Source organism: Bradyrhizobium sp. 134, assembly GCF_023074155.1.
In the GTDB taxonomy this organism is placed as follows: domain Bacteria; phylum Pseudomonadota; class Alphaproteobacteria; order Rhizobiales; family Xanthobacteraceae; genus Bradyrhizobium.
The window spans coordinates 22,595-40,393 of sequence record NZ_JADPKX010000001.1 but is presented as its reverse complement, the minus strand read 5'-3'; the positions used below and the strand labels follow the sequence as shown (position 1 = coordinate 40,393).

Below are 17,799 nucleotides of genomic sequence, written 5' to 3'. Positions count from 1 at the left end.
GGGTTGGATGTAGTGTTCTGTCCTGGTGTTGGGTGGGCCTTGACGTTCGGAGGCTAAGCGGCCAGCAGTTTGGGAATGCGGATCACGTTATAGGCGATCAGATCGGGCAGGAAATCGGCGGCAACGCGAGCGATGCCACGTATTTGGTCTTGCGCATGGTGCCGTGCTGCTTGCCCCATCCGAAGATGCACTCGATTATCGCCCGGCGCGATTGCGACATGCCGTACCCCGGATGCCGCATGGTTCGTTCGTCGATGGCGCTGTTGCGGTTCTTGCCGGTTTTGGTGACGGCTTGGGTCTGTGTCACATGCGGCGTCACGCCGATGGCGCGAAGATTGGCGACATGATCGGCCGTATCGTACGCCTTGTCCTCACCGGCCGTGATGCGGCGGCCTGCGGCGTTGCGTCTCGCCTTCAGCATGGTCTCCGAAGCCCGGCGTTCGGCGGTGCCATTGGCATGCGTGGCCCTGCCGGCCACCGCCAGCCCGTGCCGGTTCCCCATGGTGGCGCCCTTGTAGCAAAGCTTGGCCTCCCGTCCGGCCGCCCCGCGAGAAAGCCTGCTGTCCGGGTCGCTGGTACGTTCTGCAGCCGCTCCCGGTTTTTGGTGAAGGTGGTCGGGTCCCAGACTGGATCGTCCGGCGCCAGTCCCACGAACCAGCGATACAAAAGACTGTAGTTCAGTTGCTCCATCAACTGGCGTTCCGAGCGGATGCCGTAAGACACCTGCAGCAATAAGGCGCTCAGCAATTGTTCCGGAGGGATCGAAGGACGTCACTCGCAGGCGTAGAGCTTCCCGAGGCTGCGGTTCAAATCACTCAAAACATCACGGACAAGTCCCGGACCTTCCGCAGCGGATGGTTCGCTGGCACACGCTTATCCGGCGCGATGTACGTAAAACAGGCCGCCCTGATCCGGAAACCTCCCGCGCATGATCGTCTCCGTCGATTCGAGATGATAAAGTGAATCATCAAGCCCCCTCGGTGGCGAGGGCTTCTTCAGCAAACTGCTAGATTAATCGGAGTAGCTCAATTGATCGAACGGTGTGCTCTTTAACCATTCGATCGTGAATGTTGGGTGACTGAAAAGCAATCTTCTGGGTGAGGACCGCGTTCCGGGCGGAACCGACTCGTTGGATTTTTCGAAGTCGATGCTCGCCCCGAACGTGTGTGGGGCCGCCGACTCGGGCCATCTAAGCAGCGGTCAAGAGGAAAGCTACCTGATCTCCCTGTTGCTCGAGATTTAACTTCTCCGCTCGTTTGGCAAACCTTCTCAACTCGTGCCGGCTAAATAAATCGTCTGGACCGGATGTGAGCGGCTTGGACTTTCTGTACATTTCGCTGCCCCAGAACTGAAACGCAGTAGAATCGTCAATCGATTGCTTAACAGACAGGCTGCAGCGCTTGGCTAATGCGTTCATTCCCTTGCGAGAGGGGATTACAATGTGGCGCGGTGCATCGAGTTGGACCCAATTCGGGCCGTATTCCATCCATGCATGCGAGGACGACGTTGGGATGCGAACTAGGATGCGGCCCCCGGGCGCAAGTAGCTTTCTTGCATTGCCAAGACTTTGGTCCGGATCAGGGACATGCTCTAACGAGTGATTGAACATGATGAAATCAAACTCGCCGGACATGCCTTGAAGTTCCGATTTGTGAATGGTCACGGCGCCTGATGCTGGTTTGGAAATATAAGGGTCTACTCCGGTAAGATTCTTGAATCCTGCCGCAGACATTCTGTGAAGGAGCCTCGCAGAGCCGCAGCCAACGTCCAGTACCCGAGAGCCAGGATCAATTCCGAAATCTCCGATGACCCCTACGATGGGATCGTACCTCACAAAGGACGCCACGGCTCCCAATACGCTTTTCATGCCAAATGCATGCGCATCCCTGATTGCGGCAAGCCGCGAATTTCGCGGAGGCGTGGTGAACGAATAATAGCCACTGGGGTAAAAACGACCCTCGTCTGCAATTTCCGACAGGCGCTGAATCGTTCCACAATCAATACATTCCTGGTATTCAAACCGCTCTCTTGTGCCAAACATCATCTCAACAAAGATGTGACGGGAATGTTCGCCGTCTGACAAGCAAGCTTTACAAATCATCTCAAGTACCCAGCCATAGCAGAGGATCGTATCCGGCTTAGCCAGCAACGGTGAAGCCGGAACGGGTGTTGTGATTGTCGCTATAAGAGTCGCAACGAAATTGACGAGTTCGCCGGGTTCGTCGACAAAACCCGCCAGTCGCTTTCTATTTTAGGAAGATGAATTTGACTCTGTCCGCGAGGCGAGTAAGCGGGCTGCTTTCGCTGCGCGCTTTCGGTTTTTCCATGCCCGGCGAGCCATCTGAAGCCTTCTCGACAAGGGTCAGACAGTCCAAATTCCGGGCTTCGTCCCAATCCATGGTAACTTGCTCGAGCACACGCAAACCAGATCGACTCGCAGCGTGGGCAAACAGATTTTTACTCATAAAATTGCGCCAATGGGGATTGTTTCTGTAATCCGAGCCTGGGTATTTGTCTAAGTTTGAATGATGGAACAATGCGCGGCCGCCGGGTCGCAGGACACGACAAGCATCCTGTAGGTATGAAAAAACCGCGTCATATTCAAAATGCACCATCGCATCAAAACAGAATATTGCGGAGACGGATCCATCCTCGACGGGATAGAAATCGTAGCCACTATTGGTGTGCGCGCTTACTTCAGGAACATCCGAGAATCTTTCCTTGCAATGTCGCACATTCTCCTCAACGACATCCATCAGGACTAGCGATCGAAGCGTGGTTTGGTCTCGCTGCGTGCTCAACAAACGAGCGGAATGCCGACCGTGCCCGCACGCTAGTTCAATGGTTGATGTGGTATCCAATCTCTCGAACAAGCGTCGGAATGGCGTGCCCGGCTTCCAAAACGGGTCGGTCCAGGCATCCGATTCCGCTTTATCGTAATAATTTGTGATATTCCAATCGCGCGCGATCTCTAAAGTTCGCGGGGAAACGGTGGCCATCACGTCATCTCCATATTTAATCGCATGCGGTAGCTTATTATTCCAGTGACCTAGATATAGCACAAATTAATATGGATATTAACCCCCTGTCGAAGCTCGGTGCGGCGCATTTTGTGGCGACCGGGCGGCAGATTTCAGCGGACTTAACGCGAGCAGGCCAATGTTTTGGAGGTGACGGCACGGATGAGAGGAGGGGCGGGCGGCGAGGTTATCGGGTCGGCGTCTCGCCATGCGACGCAATCGCGCTCTGGGATTAATTAGAACGTGCGGCTTAAGCCTATTTTCTTTGGTCAAGTAATGTGATTTAATTGCGGTCAATCAGAATATTGGCGTTGTTTTAAATAATGGTCGGGGCGTGCATGCGAGGTTATCAGTCTTGGAACTAGAGCTCGGTGCCGCCCGATCAGGCCAAGGGCCAATCGCGCGCGCCGTTGGGATCGCGCAATTTGTCTTGAGGCAGGGGAGGTCGCCGCCTTTCAAATCTGCTTTGTGGCCTGCTGCAATGTCAATCATTTGTCTCGCGGTCAATAGCCGGACCTCTCGCTAGACATGCTTGCGTGTCGAAGCCAAGGCTCTGGCCTCGACTGACCAGGAGTTTTTCATGACGTCCCAAGCACATCGGCCCAATGCTGAAGGGGTGGCTGATGGTCCCCTCGTCACGGTCGTGATGTGCGTTTACAACGCAGGGGAATTTTTGCGGCCTTCGTTGTTCAGCATAATTGATCAGACGTATAGAAATTTGGATATCCTCATTATCGACGACGGCAGCACGGACGGTTGCTTCAACTCGGTTCAAGATTTGCTGGCAGACGGGCGTATTCGCGTGATCCATCAAGCTAACGCAGGCAAGCCTGTGGCGATCAATCGAGCGCTCGATCAGATCCGCGGCGAGTACTACGCAATTCAAGACGCGGATGACATCAGCTATCCAACGAGAATTGAAAGACAGGTTCGTGCGCTGCTCACCAGGCCGCATTTGGCTGCCGTATTCTGCGGTAACGAGCTGATCATTGGGGGGGGATTCATGGCCCCTGTGTTTGCACCGAAAGGAGAGGAAGACTGCCAGTCTGAGATTAGAGCCTTTCGAATGCCTGCCCTTGATCCCACAGGAGTGTTTCGAATGTCATTGGTCGGCCATATGCGGTTCGAGCCTTCATTGCAGGTCGCCGAGACCTACGATTACATATTGAGAATTGGCGAAGAGCATCCGATGATTGTATTGGGCGAGTGTCTTTACGCGTACCGCATTCTTCCCAATTCGCTCACCCGGCGTGCGCCAGCGTGGCGCAAGCGATTCGAGGCTGAGGTCTTCAGGCGCGCGTGCGAGCGACGAGGTTTACGGTTCGAGCCAGAACGGGATGATGGAGGCCACAGGTCCCATAATAGCTTGCTGGATAACAATATCGCCGCCCATTTCATCAAGAGCGTGCTCGATTCACGTCGGTCAAATCGTCGTTTCTCAGCGCTAAGGACGGGTTGGCAATGTGCTTGTTTGCATCCCGCGGATCCACACTATTACAAGGCGCTTGTTTATGCGCTGATTCCACCCGGCGTGACGAGCCGCCTACGTCGTGACTTCTTGGGGATTCCTTTGGAGACGACGAAATGAAGCGCCTCCGCCGCTTCTTGTTGGCGCAATGTCTTCGGCATTCGAGGTATTCGCTTTGAGCCGCAAAAGCTTCGAATTGGATTCGGATTTTCAACGTACCTATCTGCAGGATCGCCAGCAGAGTGCAGTTTGGCGTGCTGCAGGCGGTTCGCCTTCACGTGCCGAACTATATCTCAAACTCTTATTAGTCACAATTTTTTTGCCCGAGGGTCTATCTTTCTTCGTCGGTGACTTTCGCCTCACCGTCGCTCGGGTTCTGATTTTTGTTTTCTCCATCGCAGCGATATCGTGGCTCTCCCAGCGCAACCCGCGAGCTTCAGTCTGCGTTCCATCGGATATTTTCGCGCCGGTTGCGGGCGTCTGGATGATGTTGGCTGCCACCGTAACGGATGGTTCCACGGGTCTTAAGGGAGCGGGGATCGAGGCAATTTCATTCACCGGCGCATATTTGAGCTTCCGGTATCTTCTCGGTCCGGTCGATAGTTCCGTGCGAATCGCACGCTTCTCTTCCAAGCTGATTATTCTGATTGTCGGTGTCGCACTTCTCGACTCTCTGACTGATAGACTGTTCACCTATGACTTCATCAAAGGAATTACGGGCTATGTGAAGCCCAGTTATGAAGGTGCATTCGCGTTGAAGTCCGAGACCTTGTTTAGGGACGGGGTCATTCGTGCCATGGGTCCAATGGAGCATTCGATATTATTCGGTGCCGTTTGTGTTTGGTTCGGAAGCTTGGCGCTCACTACGTTTAGGCCCCAGGTGTTCGGCTGGGGTGTTGCAGGGATCGCGCTGGTAGGTGTCTTGGCTTCGCAGGCGCGGAGTCCATTACTTGCCTATGTGATCGGATTTGCTCTGGCGATTTTTTATGCTGCAACCCCTCGCTTTAGAACCAGATGGAAGTTGGTCGGACTGGCTGTGACTTGTGTGCTCGTTACTGTTTTCACTTTCTCTGGCAATCCGGTCGTAACGCTTGTACGCCTTGGCGGCGTAAGTCCGGAGGCGGCCTGGTACCGTCAAGCGATCTGGGAGACCGGGGGGCCTGTAGTACTCGGTTCGCCGATCTTCGGAATTGGTTTGAACGGCGACTGGAATTGGCAGTCTCACGGCGCGCTCGTGAGCGGGAGTGTGGATGCGTTTTGGCTCGCCGTCGCAATGAATTACGGAATTCCTGGGAGCGCATTAATCCTTTTGACAATTGTGGGCGCATGCGGGCTTGGTTCGATCGATAGATCGCCTCACCTTACTCCCGAGGAAGGACGGTTGTCAGTGGCGCTCGGAATTGTGATAGTAGCCATCGTTTTTCTGGGGTTCATGGTACACTTTTGGGGCATCTGTTTCATCCTTATCGCTGTCTTTGCCGGAATGCGAGCGAACCTCGCGGAAACGGCGGTGCTGCGCGATAGAGCCGCACGAGTGGCGGAAACTGGACATGATTCGATTACCGGAGGCGTTTTACTGCAGGGCGGTGACGCGCATGCCACGCAGAGGAGATCCCATGTTCTCGGGTGATCGCTCTGGGATCTAGGCGCTGGCAACCATGGCGATGGTCTGGATATCTCGCGCTGCGTCAGTTTGAACCTCGGATGTCGATCATGACCATCCAAAATATTCAAGTTCCGACGTTTGATCTGGGGCCTCAGATTCCCCGCGTTATTCATCAAATATACTTCTCGAGAAATCTGTTACCGATCGTCTTGGCAAGGAATATACAAGCCATCAAAACAATGAATCCCGGCTGGGAACACAGACTATACGACGATCGAGCGATTGCTACCTTCATCGTCGAGCATTACGGCCCAGAAATTGCCAACCTGTTCCATAAGATCAATCCGCAGTACGGAGCGGCGCGAGCTGATCTCTTCCGCTATCTCCTCATGTACAAGCGCGGTGGGGTCTATCTTGATATCAAAAGCACAACGGTCGAGCCTCTCGACGGAGCCATTCGACCAGATGACAGGTTTATTCTGTCACGTTGGCGGAATAGCCCTGGCGAGCCGCACGCGGGCTGGGGGGTGCACAAAGAGTTTGGGGCGGACCGGAAGCGCGAATTTCAACAGTGGCATATCATAGCCGCTCCCGGTCATCCGTTTCTAAAGGCAGTGATCGAGCGGGTTTTGACAAACATCCAAAATTACCGATCGTGGGTACATGGCATCGGAAACAAGGGCGTCTGGAGAACAACGGGCCCCATAGCGTATATGCTGGCCATCGAGCCGCTGATGAGTAGTAACAGTTACCGCATGGTCGCAAACGAGACGGAGCTATCATTGCAATACAACATATGCAGCGACGCCTCCAGTCTTTTCGGTAAGCATTACGGGTTACTATCAGACCCCATAGTCTCGATGGATGGATGGCTTTCCATTCCCGCGCATCATATCTATTCTCAGGTGCGCAATGTCTATCGACAGTTTCGTTTAAAGCCCCCGGCGTAGTGCTTGACCCGCCCGTTGCTCCACTGAGCCCTGGGGGCTCAAACCCTAGGCCCTAACAGCTGCTGGATGAAAGTTCATTGGGTCAATGAGTGCAAGCCTTGCACCCGCGACAGCACGGCATGTCTGCGCGCGCGAAACGCCCAAATCACGATCTTACGACGATGCCTTACGTAGCGGATCGTCGTGCCGACCGCAGCCATAGTTAAATTAAATGAATTGGATAATAATTACAAGATCTGCTAATTAATATATGGAGGCCCAGCGCTATGGCGGGGGCTGCGATACGATGTTGAATTCGGAGGAGCCGGCTGTGTTTGTCGGAGCAGGGCAGAGCGGTCACGTTGGCGAGGTGGCTGATCTTATCGTAGGTTTTTGCGACCCGGTTGCGCCGTCCGAGGGAATAAAATGAAATGAATCAGCGCCTCTCCGACGGCCAAGCAGCGCGGCGGATTGTTTTCGCCACGATCGGCGACGCAAGCGAGGTCAGGTTCTGGTCAGGCACGCCATTTCACATGGCGAAATCGCTCGCAAACGAAGGTCATGAGGTGGTCCATATCGGTCCCCTGAGCGCACCGATCTTACCTCTTTACAAGGTGTATTCCAGACTTTGCCGTGCCTTTCGCAGGCAGGGCCTCTCCCCATTTCATGCGGGGCCTGTCGTTGCACAGTATGCAGCGGACGCAGCACGCAAAATCTGCGCGGTCTCACCCGACATCGTCTTCGCGCCCGCCGGCTCCAACTTCGCCTGGGCAGTGCCTGCGGGCGTTCCCCTCGTCTATGCGTCCGATGCGACCTTTCGGCTTGTCAACAATTACCATCCCAACTATCGGAACTTGTCACGCAATGCTCGGGAGATTGCTGAACGCCTGGAACGCAACACCATCGCACGCGCCAATCTTGTCCTCTACCCGTCGGAATGGGCCGCGGAATCTGCCGTTAGAGATTACGGTGCCGATCGTGGGCGGGTGCATGTCATTCCCTGGGGTGCGAACCTCGAAGAAACACCCAATCGTGACTCTGTGCTTGGGTGCCGCAAGCCAGGTCCGTGCCGGCTCCTGTTCATCGGTGCCAACTGGGAGGAGAAGGGCGCGGACATCGCAGTCGGGACTCTCGCTGAACTAAAGGACATGGGCGTAGAGGCGGAGCTCGTGATCTGCGGATGCACTCCGCCCAAGCCAGTTACGCGGGATGGCCTGACGATCATCCCGTACCTGGACAAGAATGATCGTAAACAGCGCAACCGCCTGGATCAACTCTATCGCGATGCGGATTTCTTTCTGTTGCCGACCCGGGCAGATTGTTACGGCATCGTGTTTTGCGAAGCGGCCGCCCATGGCGTACCGAGCATTGCGCCGGCCACTGGTGGCGTCTCCGGCGCTATCCGCGACGAGGAGACGGGAATCTTGTTACCGCCCAATGCGACGAAGGCGGACTATGCGACGGTGATCTCCCAGACCTTTGCTAACAAGGACCGACTGGCACGCCTGAGACAATCGAGCCGGGACGCCTTCGAGGCTCGATTGAACTGGCAGGCTTGGGCCCGCCGCGTCTCAGATCTGATTCAAACTCTATGATTGTCCTGAATTATCATGAGCTGGTGGAAGCCTCGCCTTCGAATGCGTGGTGCCTGACGCATGAAATATTCGAAGCGCATCTTGCGCTTTGCGAGGAAGGGCTGGTCTCGCCTCAGAGTTTTCTGAAGCATTGCTCCGATCCGAAACCCAGCCGTACCGGTGCGGTCCTATTAACCTTCGACGATGGATTTCTCTCGGACTACACGCATATATATGCCCGTTACATGACGACCGGTCGTATTCCAGGTTTCATGTCCTTTATCCCGGTCGACTTTGTAGGCTCGCCGGGACGTATGAGCTGGGAGATGATTGAGGAGCTTGGCAGGGCCGGCGTTGCGATCGGTTCACATGGCATGGCCCACGTCGATTTGACGACTGTCTCGGACGTAAAACTCGAGCGCGAGCTTAGACTGTCTAGGTCGATACTCGAGGATCGCCTCGGACGACCAGTAACCCTTTTCGCTTTCCCATACGGGCGGTTTTCCCGACGAGTCTGGGAGGCGGCGCTGAGAGCTGGCTATACGCACCTCTTTACAATCCAGCTTGGGTATCATCGCGGATTCGAATCTTTTCTCTATTCCCGCCTTTGTCTGACGAACAACATGGATGCGGAGTACATGCGCCACCACTTGCTTGATCCGGATGCGATGCGCGGGTTTGGCTGGCGGTTCAGTACGAAGCTTGGGCTCTATCGTCTCCTGATGCGCTGGCGATATCGATAACTTCTCCGGGTCGGGTCTGTCCGAAGTCGCATTCGAAGCTGCGCAAGCGTTTACCTCGGCGATGGTCGCTCTTCATCGTCGAAGGCAAATGAGAGGGTGTCTGGGTTATGTCGGCCGCTAGCAACCTTGCTGTCATCATCGTGTCCTACCGCAATGTCGGCGACGTCGATCGCTGCTTGAAGTCGCTCGCTCGTTCGGATTGGGATCAGTTCGAGGTCTTCATTTGCGAAAACGGCGGGGAAGCAGCCTACCAAAACCTGTTGGTTGGGCTCGTGGGACCGGATCGAACGTTGCAACGAATTTCGGATGCGTCCGCTACTCTTGACCAGCCACAGAATAGACTGGCCGAAGTGGTCAGATGCCGATTTCAGGATCGCACGAATACTGTCCGAGTTGGGCTCGCAATCGATAACCTCGGTTACGGAGGCGGCGTCAACGCGTGGCTTGAGCCGTTGCTTGGCGTGCCCGGCTGGGGTTCAGTGCTTGTCCTGAATCCCGATACCGAAGTGGATAGCCGTGGTCTGTCTGAATTGATTGCCAAGTCTACTGAGGGGTTCGGCATGGTGGGCGGAAGCCTGGTCTTCCACAACACCCCCGACAAGATCATTAACTACGGACTGTGTTGGTCTCGAACGACAGGCCGTGTTATTGCCATAGGAAGGAATGCGCCAATTGGCAGTGCACCCTCTCACGAAGACCTCGGCCGGATCGATGCGGTAAGCGGAGCGTGCGTTCTTGCAACGCGAGCATTCGTAGAAGACGTCGGTCTCATGGCCGAGGACTACTTCCTCTATATGGAAGATTTGGATTGGGGACGGCGGCGGGGAAAGCACCGCATCGGCTTCGCGAGCAAAGCCATCATTCGCCACATTGGAGGGACGACCATCGGCTCGGCCGTTGCTCCCGGGAAGCGCTCGGATCTCTCGATCTATTTGTCTGCTCGCAATGGCATCGTCTATGCGCGGCGCTTTGCGGGATGGCGCTGGATCTGCCATTTCGGAGTCGGACTGTTGTTCGTAGTGCGATACATGGTCAAAGGCTCCTTGTCGGCCGGAAGAGTAGCTTTCGTGGGTTTGCTCGATGGCGCCAAAGGCAAGACAGGGCGGCCGGATGCCGCGCCGGGACCGCAACAGCTCGATTGATCTGCGACAATCCCGATCAGCATCTCAGCACCGGCCAGAGATTCGAACTCGCTCAGCTGGCGGAGAGCTCCGCCGGCAGGGCCATTGTCGATCTAGTATCGTCCAGCGGCAATCGAACTGAAAATCAACGACGGTTATGCTCTTGATTGCCGCATGTGCAGTGATCGTCGCGACACATGCTTTTCCTGGGGGACGAGTCCTCAGCGGATGTACCCCGGCGGAAGATAACCGACATTGAATATTTAATATGTTTTCCGCTGTAGAAGCGTCGACCGACACTCCTGGCTGTCTGTCATCTGGTGGTGGCGCACCCTTCGATCCAAGCATACTTGTGTATAGCCTCGTTCGTTCTCCGCGCGTTTTTTTCGACACGGTGCGTGAGTGCTTGATCGGATTAAAGAATTATCGCCGCATTTAAATTGCTACGAGCGGCTCTGGCAAGGGTAGTTGGGAAATTACCTTGGGTGAGCCGTCGTGTCGTCGCAAAAAAGCCTCCGCCCATCGAGAAGACGAGCCCAGCGGCGCTGCGCCAGCAGGGTCGCACTTGGGGTGTCGTCGCTCGGGGAAATCGAAATGGGCGCGTGCCAGAACAAATCTAATCGAAGATACCAGGAGAAAAACTAGATGGCGACCATTCCTTTGAGCTGGGAAGACCCGATGTTTAGCGGCGTTACGGATTCGAGTGGGGGTGCCATTGCTGATGGCGGGACGCTATCGAACGCAAGTATTACCGATTTTAGCGGCGATGCGGTCGTTGGAGGCTTTGGCTCGTTCAACCTCGACCACATCCGCATTGACGCAAGGGAAGGCGTGCGCATTGGGGGGAGCGGAGATATAACCATCAACAATTCGTACATTGAAACGACGGGACAGGGGGCCGACCACGCCGATGGTATTCAGGCCTATGCTCCCGGCAGCACTGGCAATGTGACAATCACAAACTCGGCAATTGTGTCCCACGAGACTTCTGCGACCGCTGGGATGTTCATTGCAGATAGTTATAGCGGAACGTTCAATTTCGATAATGTGATGTTCGAAGGTGGTCCGTATGGCCTGCGTATTGCCTCGGATGCGGATGACATCTACGTCTCAATGAAAGACGTGTATTTTGTAGGACCATTTGGGGCGGCGCCGTTTGTCTTTCAGGAAACCAATTCGCCCATACACATCACTCAGTGGGAAAACGTACGCTCCGCAACAATCGTGAATGGTCAACTCGTTCCGGGTGATCTTATTCCACCCCCATGGCCGGTTGAAGGGGGGACTGCGCCCTCCGCGCCCACCACGCCCACCGTACCGGATGCACCCACTATCGCTTCGTTCTCGACCGACAGCGGCACGGCTGGCGACAAGATCACCAACGACAATACCATCGAGCTCAAGGGTGCCGCTGCTGCCGGCAGCACGGTCAAGATCTACGACGGTGCGACCCAAATCGGTTCAACGACTGCGAACTCAAGTGGCAGTTGGGACTACATCACAAAGGTCCTGACTGACGCAAAGCATACGCTCACCGCAACGGCGACCAGCGCGTCGGGGCAGGTCAGCGCGGCGTCGTCTGCGTTGGCAGTCTCCGTCGATACCAAAGCGCCGACTGCGCCGACCATTGCTAGCAATACGGTGAACAGCGCCAATCAGGTGGTGATGTCGGGCAGTGCCGAAGCGAGCAGCGTCGTAAAGGTGTTCGACGGCACGACCCAGATCGGGACCGCAACCGCCAACAGCAGTGGCGTGTGGAACTATACCACCAGCGGCCTTGCGGCCGGTTCGCACAGCCTCACCGCGAAGGCAACGGATGCGGCAGGCAACACCAGCGCGGCGTCCACCGTGGTCACGGCCAGCACCGGCACCTCGACGTCCCCATCCGCACCGACGTCCCCAACCGCACCGACATCGCCAACTGCTGGTAAGCAAATCGAGTCGAATGGCGCGACAACTCTCGTTGAGAGCAGCAATGGCAAATATTACCTCAACGGCAGCAGCGGATCGGGCCCCACGCTGAAGAACAAGGGTGTGGATTTTGTAGACGGGTCAGATGGCACTTGGGCACCGATTGCCGCGGAGAAGACGGCGACGGGCTATCAGGTTGTCTGGAAGGAGGGCGCCGGTCTGTTCACGGCCTGGAACACCGACAACAACGGCAACTACGTATCCCATGTCAGCACCCTGACCGGCTCCACGTCGGGCGGCTTCGTGTCGGGTACGGACTCTGGCCTCAAATCGCTCGAGACGAGCTTCCATCAGGATCTCAACGGCGACGGGCAGATCGGTACTTCCAGTGCTTCCACACCGACGTCCCCAACCACACCGACGTCGCCAACCACACCGACGTCGCCAACTACTGGTAAGCAAATCGAGTCGGATGGTGCGACAAGCCTCGTTGAGAGCAACGGCAAATATTACCTCAACGGCAGCAACGGATCGGGGCCCTCGCTGAAGAATCACGGCGTGGATTTTGTGGACGGGTTAGATGGCACCTGGGCACCGATTGGTGCGGAGAAGACGGCGACGGGCTATCAGGTTGTCTGGAAGGAGGGCGGCGGTTATTACACGGCCTGGAACACCGACAACAACGGCAACTACGTATCCCATGTCAGCACACTGACCGGCTCCACGTCGGGCGGCTTCGTGACGGGTACGGACGCTGGCCTTAAATCGCTTGAGACGAGCTTCCATCAGGATCTCAACGGTGACGGTCAGATCGGTGCTTCCAGCGTAGCTACGTCGTCCACGAGCACCACTCAGCTCGCTGCGACTTCGAACTCGACAAGCAGCAACGTACAGACGAGCACTTCAGGCAATGACGTCTTGGTTGGCACCAGCAAGGCCGACACTTTCTCGTTTGCCGCGAATTTCGGCAACGATGTCATCAAGGACTTCGCTGCCAGCGGACCTGCTCACGACACGATCGAGTTCAGCAAGAGCGTGTTCGACAGCTTTGCGAGTGTTCTTTCCCATGCGACCCAATCGGGCCAGGACGTCGTCATCGCGGCGACGGGGGGCGACACGCTCACGCTGAAGAACATGAAGGTCGGTTCGTTGACTAGCCAGGACTTCCACTTCGCGTAAGGGACGGGCATCCACACCGAGTAGTACTCAACAACTGCCTTGGGGATCTCTTGGGGGATCTTCAGACAAGGGCATGGTTCAAGGGCGGCTACCATGATTGACTTTGGACGGCGGGGGGCATTCCCCCCGCCCGCGAATCTCTATCGAATTCCACTTCTTTACCTATCAGAGCTCTGGGCGGTCGGACGGCAGTGGGCGGAAGACGCCGAACTGCGGACGCCGCAACTGATCGGCTGGGCAAAGCGCTCGGTCGAAGCCCTGCGGCAACGGATATTCGCTGGTCGAGCCGGGCCGGCGGAGGACTATGACGACTCGCAGTCAGAGATGTCGGCTTTCCTGCGGTCCTGCCGCCGGATTTTCTGGGCTCTCGCGGCCTTCAGCGGGATGAGCAATCTCCTCATGCTCACCGGCTCGTTTTTCATGCTGCAAGTCTACGATCGGGTGCTCCCCGGGCGCAGCATACCGACGCTGATAGCCTTGATGGTTCTGGCGACGGTGCTTTACCTGTTTCAGGGTGGGCTGGACCTCGTCAGGAACAGGATCAGTGCCCGGGTCGGCCGGTATTTCGATGAAAGGCTCGGCGTTCGGATATTCGACGCGCTTGTTCGCCTTCCTCTCAAGACCAGGGCCGATGGCGATGGCTTGCAGCCGGTGCGGGACCTTGATCAGGTCCGCAGCTTCCTTTCGAGCGGAGGGCCGACGGCGCTCTTTGATCTGCCCTGGATGCCGATCTATCTCGGCGTCTGCTTCCTCTTTCACTTCTGGATTGGCGTCACTGCGCTGGCCGGGGCGTTGGTGCTGGTCGGGATTACGATGCTCACGGAATCACGCACCCGAGGGCCGGCAAAGGCGTCCTCGCGCCTGGCCGTTTCGCGAACTGCCCTTGCGCTCGAGGGGCGGCGAAATGCCGAGGTTCTGCAGGCCATGGGCATGCGGCAACAAGCGGCTTTCCGTTGGCGGGATGTCAACGCGAAGTACCTCGCGGCCCATGAGCGGGCCAGCGATGTCGCAAACGGACTCGGTGGCGCCTCCAAGATCTTCCGGGCGATCTTGCAATCGCTGGTTCTCGCCGTTGGCGCCGTCCTCGTCATCAACCAGGAATCGACGGCCGGCATCATCATTGCAGGATCGATACTCACTGCGCGAGCCCTGGCGCCCGTCGAAATGGCCATTGCGAACTGGAAGGGATTCGTCGCCGCGCGGCAATCCGGGCAACGGCTCGATCGCTTGCTGAAGCTTCTGCCCAACGAGGAGGAGCGGTTGGCATTGCCTGCACCCGTTGAAACCCTCACCGCCGAGCACCTCTATATTGGCGCCCCGAACTCGGAGAGGCCCACTCTCAGCGAAGTGTCGTTCCAGCTTCGGAGCGGGCAGGCGGTTGGAATCATTGGTCCGAGCGGATCCGGCAAGTCGACATTGGCACGTGCACTGGTCGGGGTGTGGCCGTGCATTCGAGGCAGGATCCGGCTCGACAACGCCGCGCTCGATCACTGGTCTTCGGACGCCCTCGGCAAGCATATCGGCTATCTGCCCCAGGACGTCGAATTATTCGACGGCAGCATCGCAACGAACATCGCACGGTTCGACCCGCAGGCAACCGCCGCCGCCGTTCTGGAAGCCTCGCATGCCGCGGGCGCGCATGACCTCATCCTCTCCCTTCCGGACGGCTACAGCACGAAGATTGGCGAGGGAGGGCTGGCGCTGTCGGCGGGACAGCGGCAGCGTATCGGGCTCGCGCGCGCCTTTTACGGCAAGCCCTTCCTGGTGGTACTTGATGAGCCCTCTTCCAATCTCGATGCCGAGGGCGAGGAGGCATTGACCGAGGCGATCCTGAACGTGCGCCGCCGGGGAGGGATTGTTGCCGTTGTCGCGCATCGTCCGAAGGCGCTGGAAGGTGTGGACCATGTCTTGTGCCTCGGGGAAGGCAGGATTCAGTCCTTCGGCAAGAGGGAGGAGGTTCTCAAGAGAGTGTTGCGAAATCCAATACCGCTCAAGGTCGTCGCGGAAGCTCAAGGAGGCAGCCGATGAACGGCCAGGTGACACCGGCGCTGGAATCCATCCAGCGTTACATAATCGTAGGTATGGTCCTGTTCGCTTTGGTGACCTTTGGGGTCGGCGGCTGGGCGACAACGACCCAACTGTCGGGCGCGGTGATCGCCCAAGGCGTGGTCGTGGTGGATTCGAGCGTCAAGAAAGTTCAGCACTCCACTGGCGGGATCGTGGGAGAGTTGCGCGTGCGCGAGGGCGCGAGGGTCAATGCAGGGGATATTTTGATCCGCCTCGACGAGACTCAGACGCTCGCGAATGCGACCATCGTCACCAACAGCCTCGATGAGCTGTTCGCGCGACAGGCTCGCCTGGAGGCCGAGCGCGATGGCGCCGAGCAGGCTGTCTTTCCCAAGGTGCTGCTCGACCGGGCCAAGGAGAGTAACTCCGAGGCGAGCCGTGCGATCACTGCGGAGCGAAAGCTGTTCGAGCTGCGTCGTCAGGCACGGGGCGGCCAAAAAGCGCAGTTACAGGAGAAAAGCGCGCAGCTGGAAAACGAGATCAAAGGCCTTACGGGGCAGACCGAGGCCAAGCAGAAGGAAGTCGAATTTATCCGGCAGGAGCTGGAGGGCGTGCGCAGTCTCTGGCAAAAAAATCTGGTGCCGATCACGCGGCTCAATTCTCTCGAGCGTGATTCCGCCCGCCTCGAAGGCGAGCGCAGCCAGCTGGCAGGAATGATTGCTCAATCGAAAGGCAAGATCGCCGAAATCGGACTCCAGACCATTCAGATTGACCAGGACCTGCGGACGGAAGTTGGCAAGGATCTGATCGAAACGCGATCGAAGCTCTCCGAGCTGAGCGAGCGCAAGACCGCGGCGGTCGATCAATTGAACCGGGTCGATATCAGGGCACCGCAAACCGGCCGCGTCCACGAGCTGAGCGTGCACACCGTTGGAGGCGTGATCTCTCCCGGCGAGCAGATCATGTTGATCGTGCCCGATGCGGACTCGCTTGCGGTTGAGGTCAAGATCGCACCGCGCGATATCGACCAGGTCTATATGGGGCAGACCGCGACAATGCGCTTCGCGGCGTTCAACCAGAAGACCACGCCTGAAATCGACGGAGAGGTCAGCATGGTCTCGGCAGACATTACACAGGATCAGCGTGCCGGCACCAGTTACTACACGGGCCGTGTCCTGCTGAAGCCGGAAGAGCTGGCGAAACTCGGGTCGGCCAGGCTGTTGCCCGGCATGCCGGTCGAGGTCTTCATCAAGACGGCAGGTCGGACCGCGTTGTCTTACCTGCTCAAGCCGCTGCACGATCAGGCGGGGCGCGCATTCAAGGAGCGCTGAGTCTTTGGCGGACACGAAATGACACAGCCCCGAGTGCACCAGTACTCGGGGCTTTGTATCAACGAGCACCGAGCTCGCGATCAAGGAGCTATTCGACAAGTGACATCGCAGCCCATCATACACTCACAAAGCCCGGTCATTCGTCTTTATGATGATGTCCTAGAACAACAATTGTTGGCCGACGTTCAAGACTATCTGCAAAATACATCATGGAAATTCGGAGCAGTGTCATACAAGGCACCCGGCAGTTATCGCTATTGGTACAAGCATTTTGCCGGGGGATACGACGAAGCTGACACGTCAGATTGTTCAGGTGCCTTGTTGAACGAAGCTCCGGTCATCTGGAAAATGTGGAGCCTCTTGGAGGGAACGATCTTCAAAGATCACACACTGATGAGGTGCTATGCAAACGGTTATCCATACGGATGCGAAGGTTCGGCTCATTTGGATTCAGCCGATCCCAGTGATTACACGGCAGTCTTTTATTCTAATCCAACTTGGGACCCTAATTGGTCGGGTGAGACCATCTTCCTAACGCAACAGCCGCCGGCAGACATCATCGCAGCAATTCTGCCACGCCCAAATCGGTTAGTGCTTTTCCAGGGGAATGTTCCGCACGCCGCAAGAGGAATCTCAAGAGTTTGCCCATTGCTGCGCATAACATTGATGTTCAAGACGAAAAAGAAATTCAACTGAACAGGGGCGACGCAGAGCTTGCGAACGTGAGCTGGTGAAAGTCGGGTCGGCCAAGCTTTTGTCTGGAATGCCGGTCGAGGTTTTCATCAAGACGCAACGTCGCCCTGCGCTGTCCTACCTTCTCAAGCCGCCGCATGATCAGGCGGGGCGGGTGTTCAAGGAACGCTGAGTCCTCGCGGAAGATAGCAGCGTTCGACTGCGCGCATTCGAGGCC

General features: G+C 56.8%; 12 protein-coding genes and 1 pseudogene. 10 read left to right on the top strand and 3 right to left on the bottom strand.

Going from position 1 to position 17,799, the window contains the following annotated elements:
* Window positions 1–53 precede the first annotated feature (53 nt).
* The 3 genes and pseudogenes from IVA75_RS00160 to IVA75_RS00150 form a co-directional block, all read right to left on the bottom strand.
* Window positions 54–911, bottom strand: a pseudogene (locus IVA75_RS00160) (transposase).
* 278 nt (window positions 912–1,189) lie between these two features.
* Window positions 1,190–2,149 carry a class I SAM-dependent methyltransferase gene (locus IVA75_RS00155; RefSeq protein WP_247282848.1) on the bottom strand — a complete coding sequence of 320 codons (960 nt, stop codon included), beginning with the start codon at window positions 2,147–2,149 and terminating at the stop codon, window positions 1,190–1,192.
* A gap of 97 nt (window positions 2,150–2,246) precedes the next feature.
* A complete protein-coding gene (locus IVA75_RS00150; RefSeq protein ID WP_247282849.1) occupies window positions 2,247–2,999 on the bottom strand; it encodes a class I SAM-dependent methyltransferase in 753 nt (250 codons plus the stop codon).
* Window positions 3,000–3,600: 601 nt separating this feature from the next.
* Between IVA75_RS00150 and IVA75_RS00145 the strand changes: the two genes are divergently transcribed.
* From IVA75_RS00145 to IVA75_RS40275, 10 genes are all read left to right on the top strand, one after another.
* Window positions 3,601–4,608 carry a glycosyltransferase family A protein gene (locus tag IVA75_RS00145; protein ID WP_247282850.1) on the top strand — a complete coding sequence of 336 codons (1,008 nt, stop codon included), beginning with the start codon at window positions 3,601–3,603 and terminating at the stop codon, window positions 4,606–4,608.
* Window positions 4,609–4,636: 28 nt separating this feature from the next.
* On the top strand, window positions 4,637–6,118 hold the full coding sequence (locus IVA75_RS00140) for an O-antigen ligase family protein (protein WP_247282851.1): 1,482 nt from the start codon (window positions 4,637–4,639) through the stop codon (window positions 6,116–6,118).
* Between the two features lie 83 nt (window positions 6,119–6,201).
* Complete coding sequence (locus IVA75_RS00135) at window positions 6,202–7,044, top strand: glycosyltransferase (RefSeq protein ID WP_247282852.1); 843 nt, start codon at window positions 6,202–6,204, stop codon at window positions 7,042–7,044.
* A 410-nt stretch (window positions 7,045–7,454) separates the two neighbouring features.
* The gene (locus tag IVA75_RS00130; RefSeq protein WP_247282853.1) at window positions 7,455–8,618 is read left to right on the top strand and encodes a glycosyltransferase family 4 protein; all 1,164 of its coding nucleotides are present in this window, start codon (window positions 7,455–7,457) and stop codon (window positions 8,616–8,618) included.
* Complete coding sequence (locus tag IVA75_RS00125) at window positions 8,615–9,340, top strand: polysaccharide deacetylase family protein (RefSeq protein WP_247282854.1); 726 nt, start codon at window positions 8,615–8,617, stop codon at window positions 9,338–9,340. Before IVA75_RS00130 ends, IVA75_RS00125 begins: the two co-directional genes overlap by 4 nt.
* A gap of 107 nt (window positions 9,341–9,447) precedes the next feature.
* Window positions 9,448–10,482: a glycosyltransferase family 2 protein gene (locus IVA75_RS00120; RefSeq protein WP_247282855.1), complete on the top strand. Its 1,035-nt coding sequence runs from the start codon at window positions 9,448–9,450 to the stop codon at window positions 10,480–10,482.
* 624 nt (window positions 10,483–11,106) lie between these two features.
* Window positions 11,107–13,551 (top strand): Ig-like domain-containing protein, encoded by a 2,445-nt coding sequence (locus IVA75_RS00115; protein ID WP_247282856.1) that lies wholly within the window; start codon window positions 11,107–11,109, stop codon window positions 13,549–13,551.
* 93 nt (window positions 13,552–13,644) lie between these two features.
* On the top strand, window positions 13,645–15,579 hold the full coding sequence (locus IVA75_RS00110) for a type I secretion system permease/ATPase (RefSeq protein ID WP_247282857.1): 1,935 nt from the start codon (window positions 13,645–13,647) through the stop codon (window positions 15,577–15,579).
* On the top strand, window positions 15,576–16,889 hold the full coding sequence (locus tag IVA75_RS00105; RefSeq protein WP_247282858.1) for an HlyD family type I secretion periplasmic adaptor subunit: 1,314 nt from the start codon (window positions 15,576–15,578) through the stop codon (window positions 16,887–16,889). The genes IVA75_RS00110 and IVA75_RS00105 overlap by 4 nt, the downstream gene beginning before the upstream one ends.
* 99 nt (window positions 16,890–16,988) lie before the next feature.
* Window positions 16,989–17,585 (top strand): 2OG-Fe(II) oxygenase family protein, encoded by a 597-nt coding sequence (locus IVA75_RS40275; protein ID WP_247282859.1) that lies wholly within the window; start codon window positions 16,989–16,991, stop codon window positions 17,583–17,585.
* Window positions 17,586–17,799: the final 214 nt, after the last annotated feature.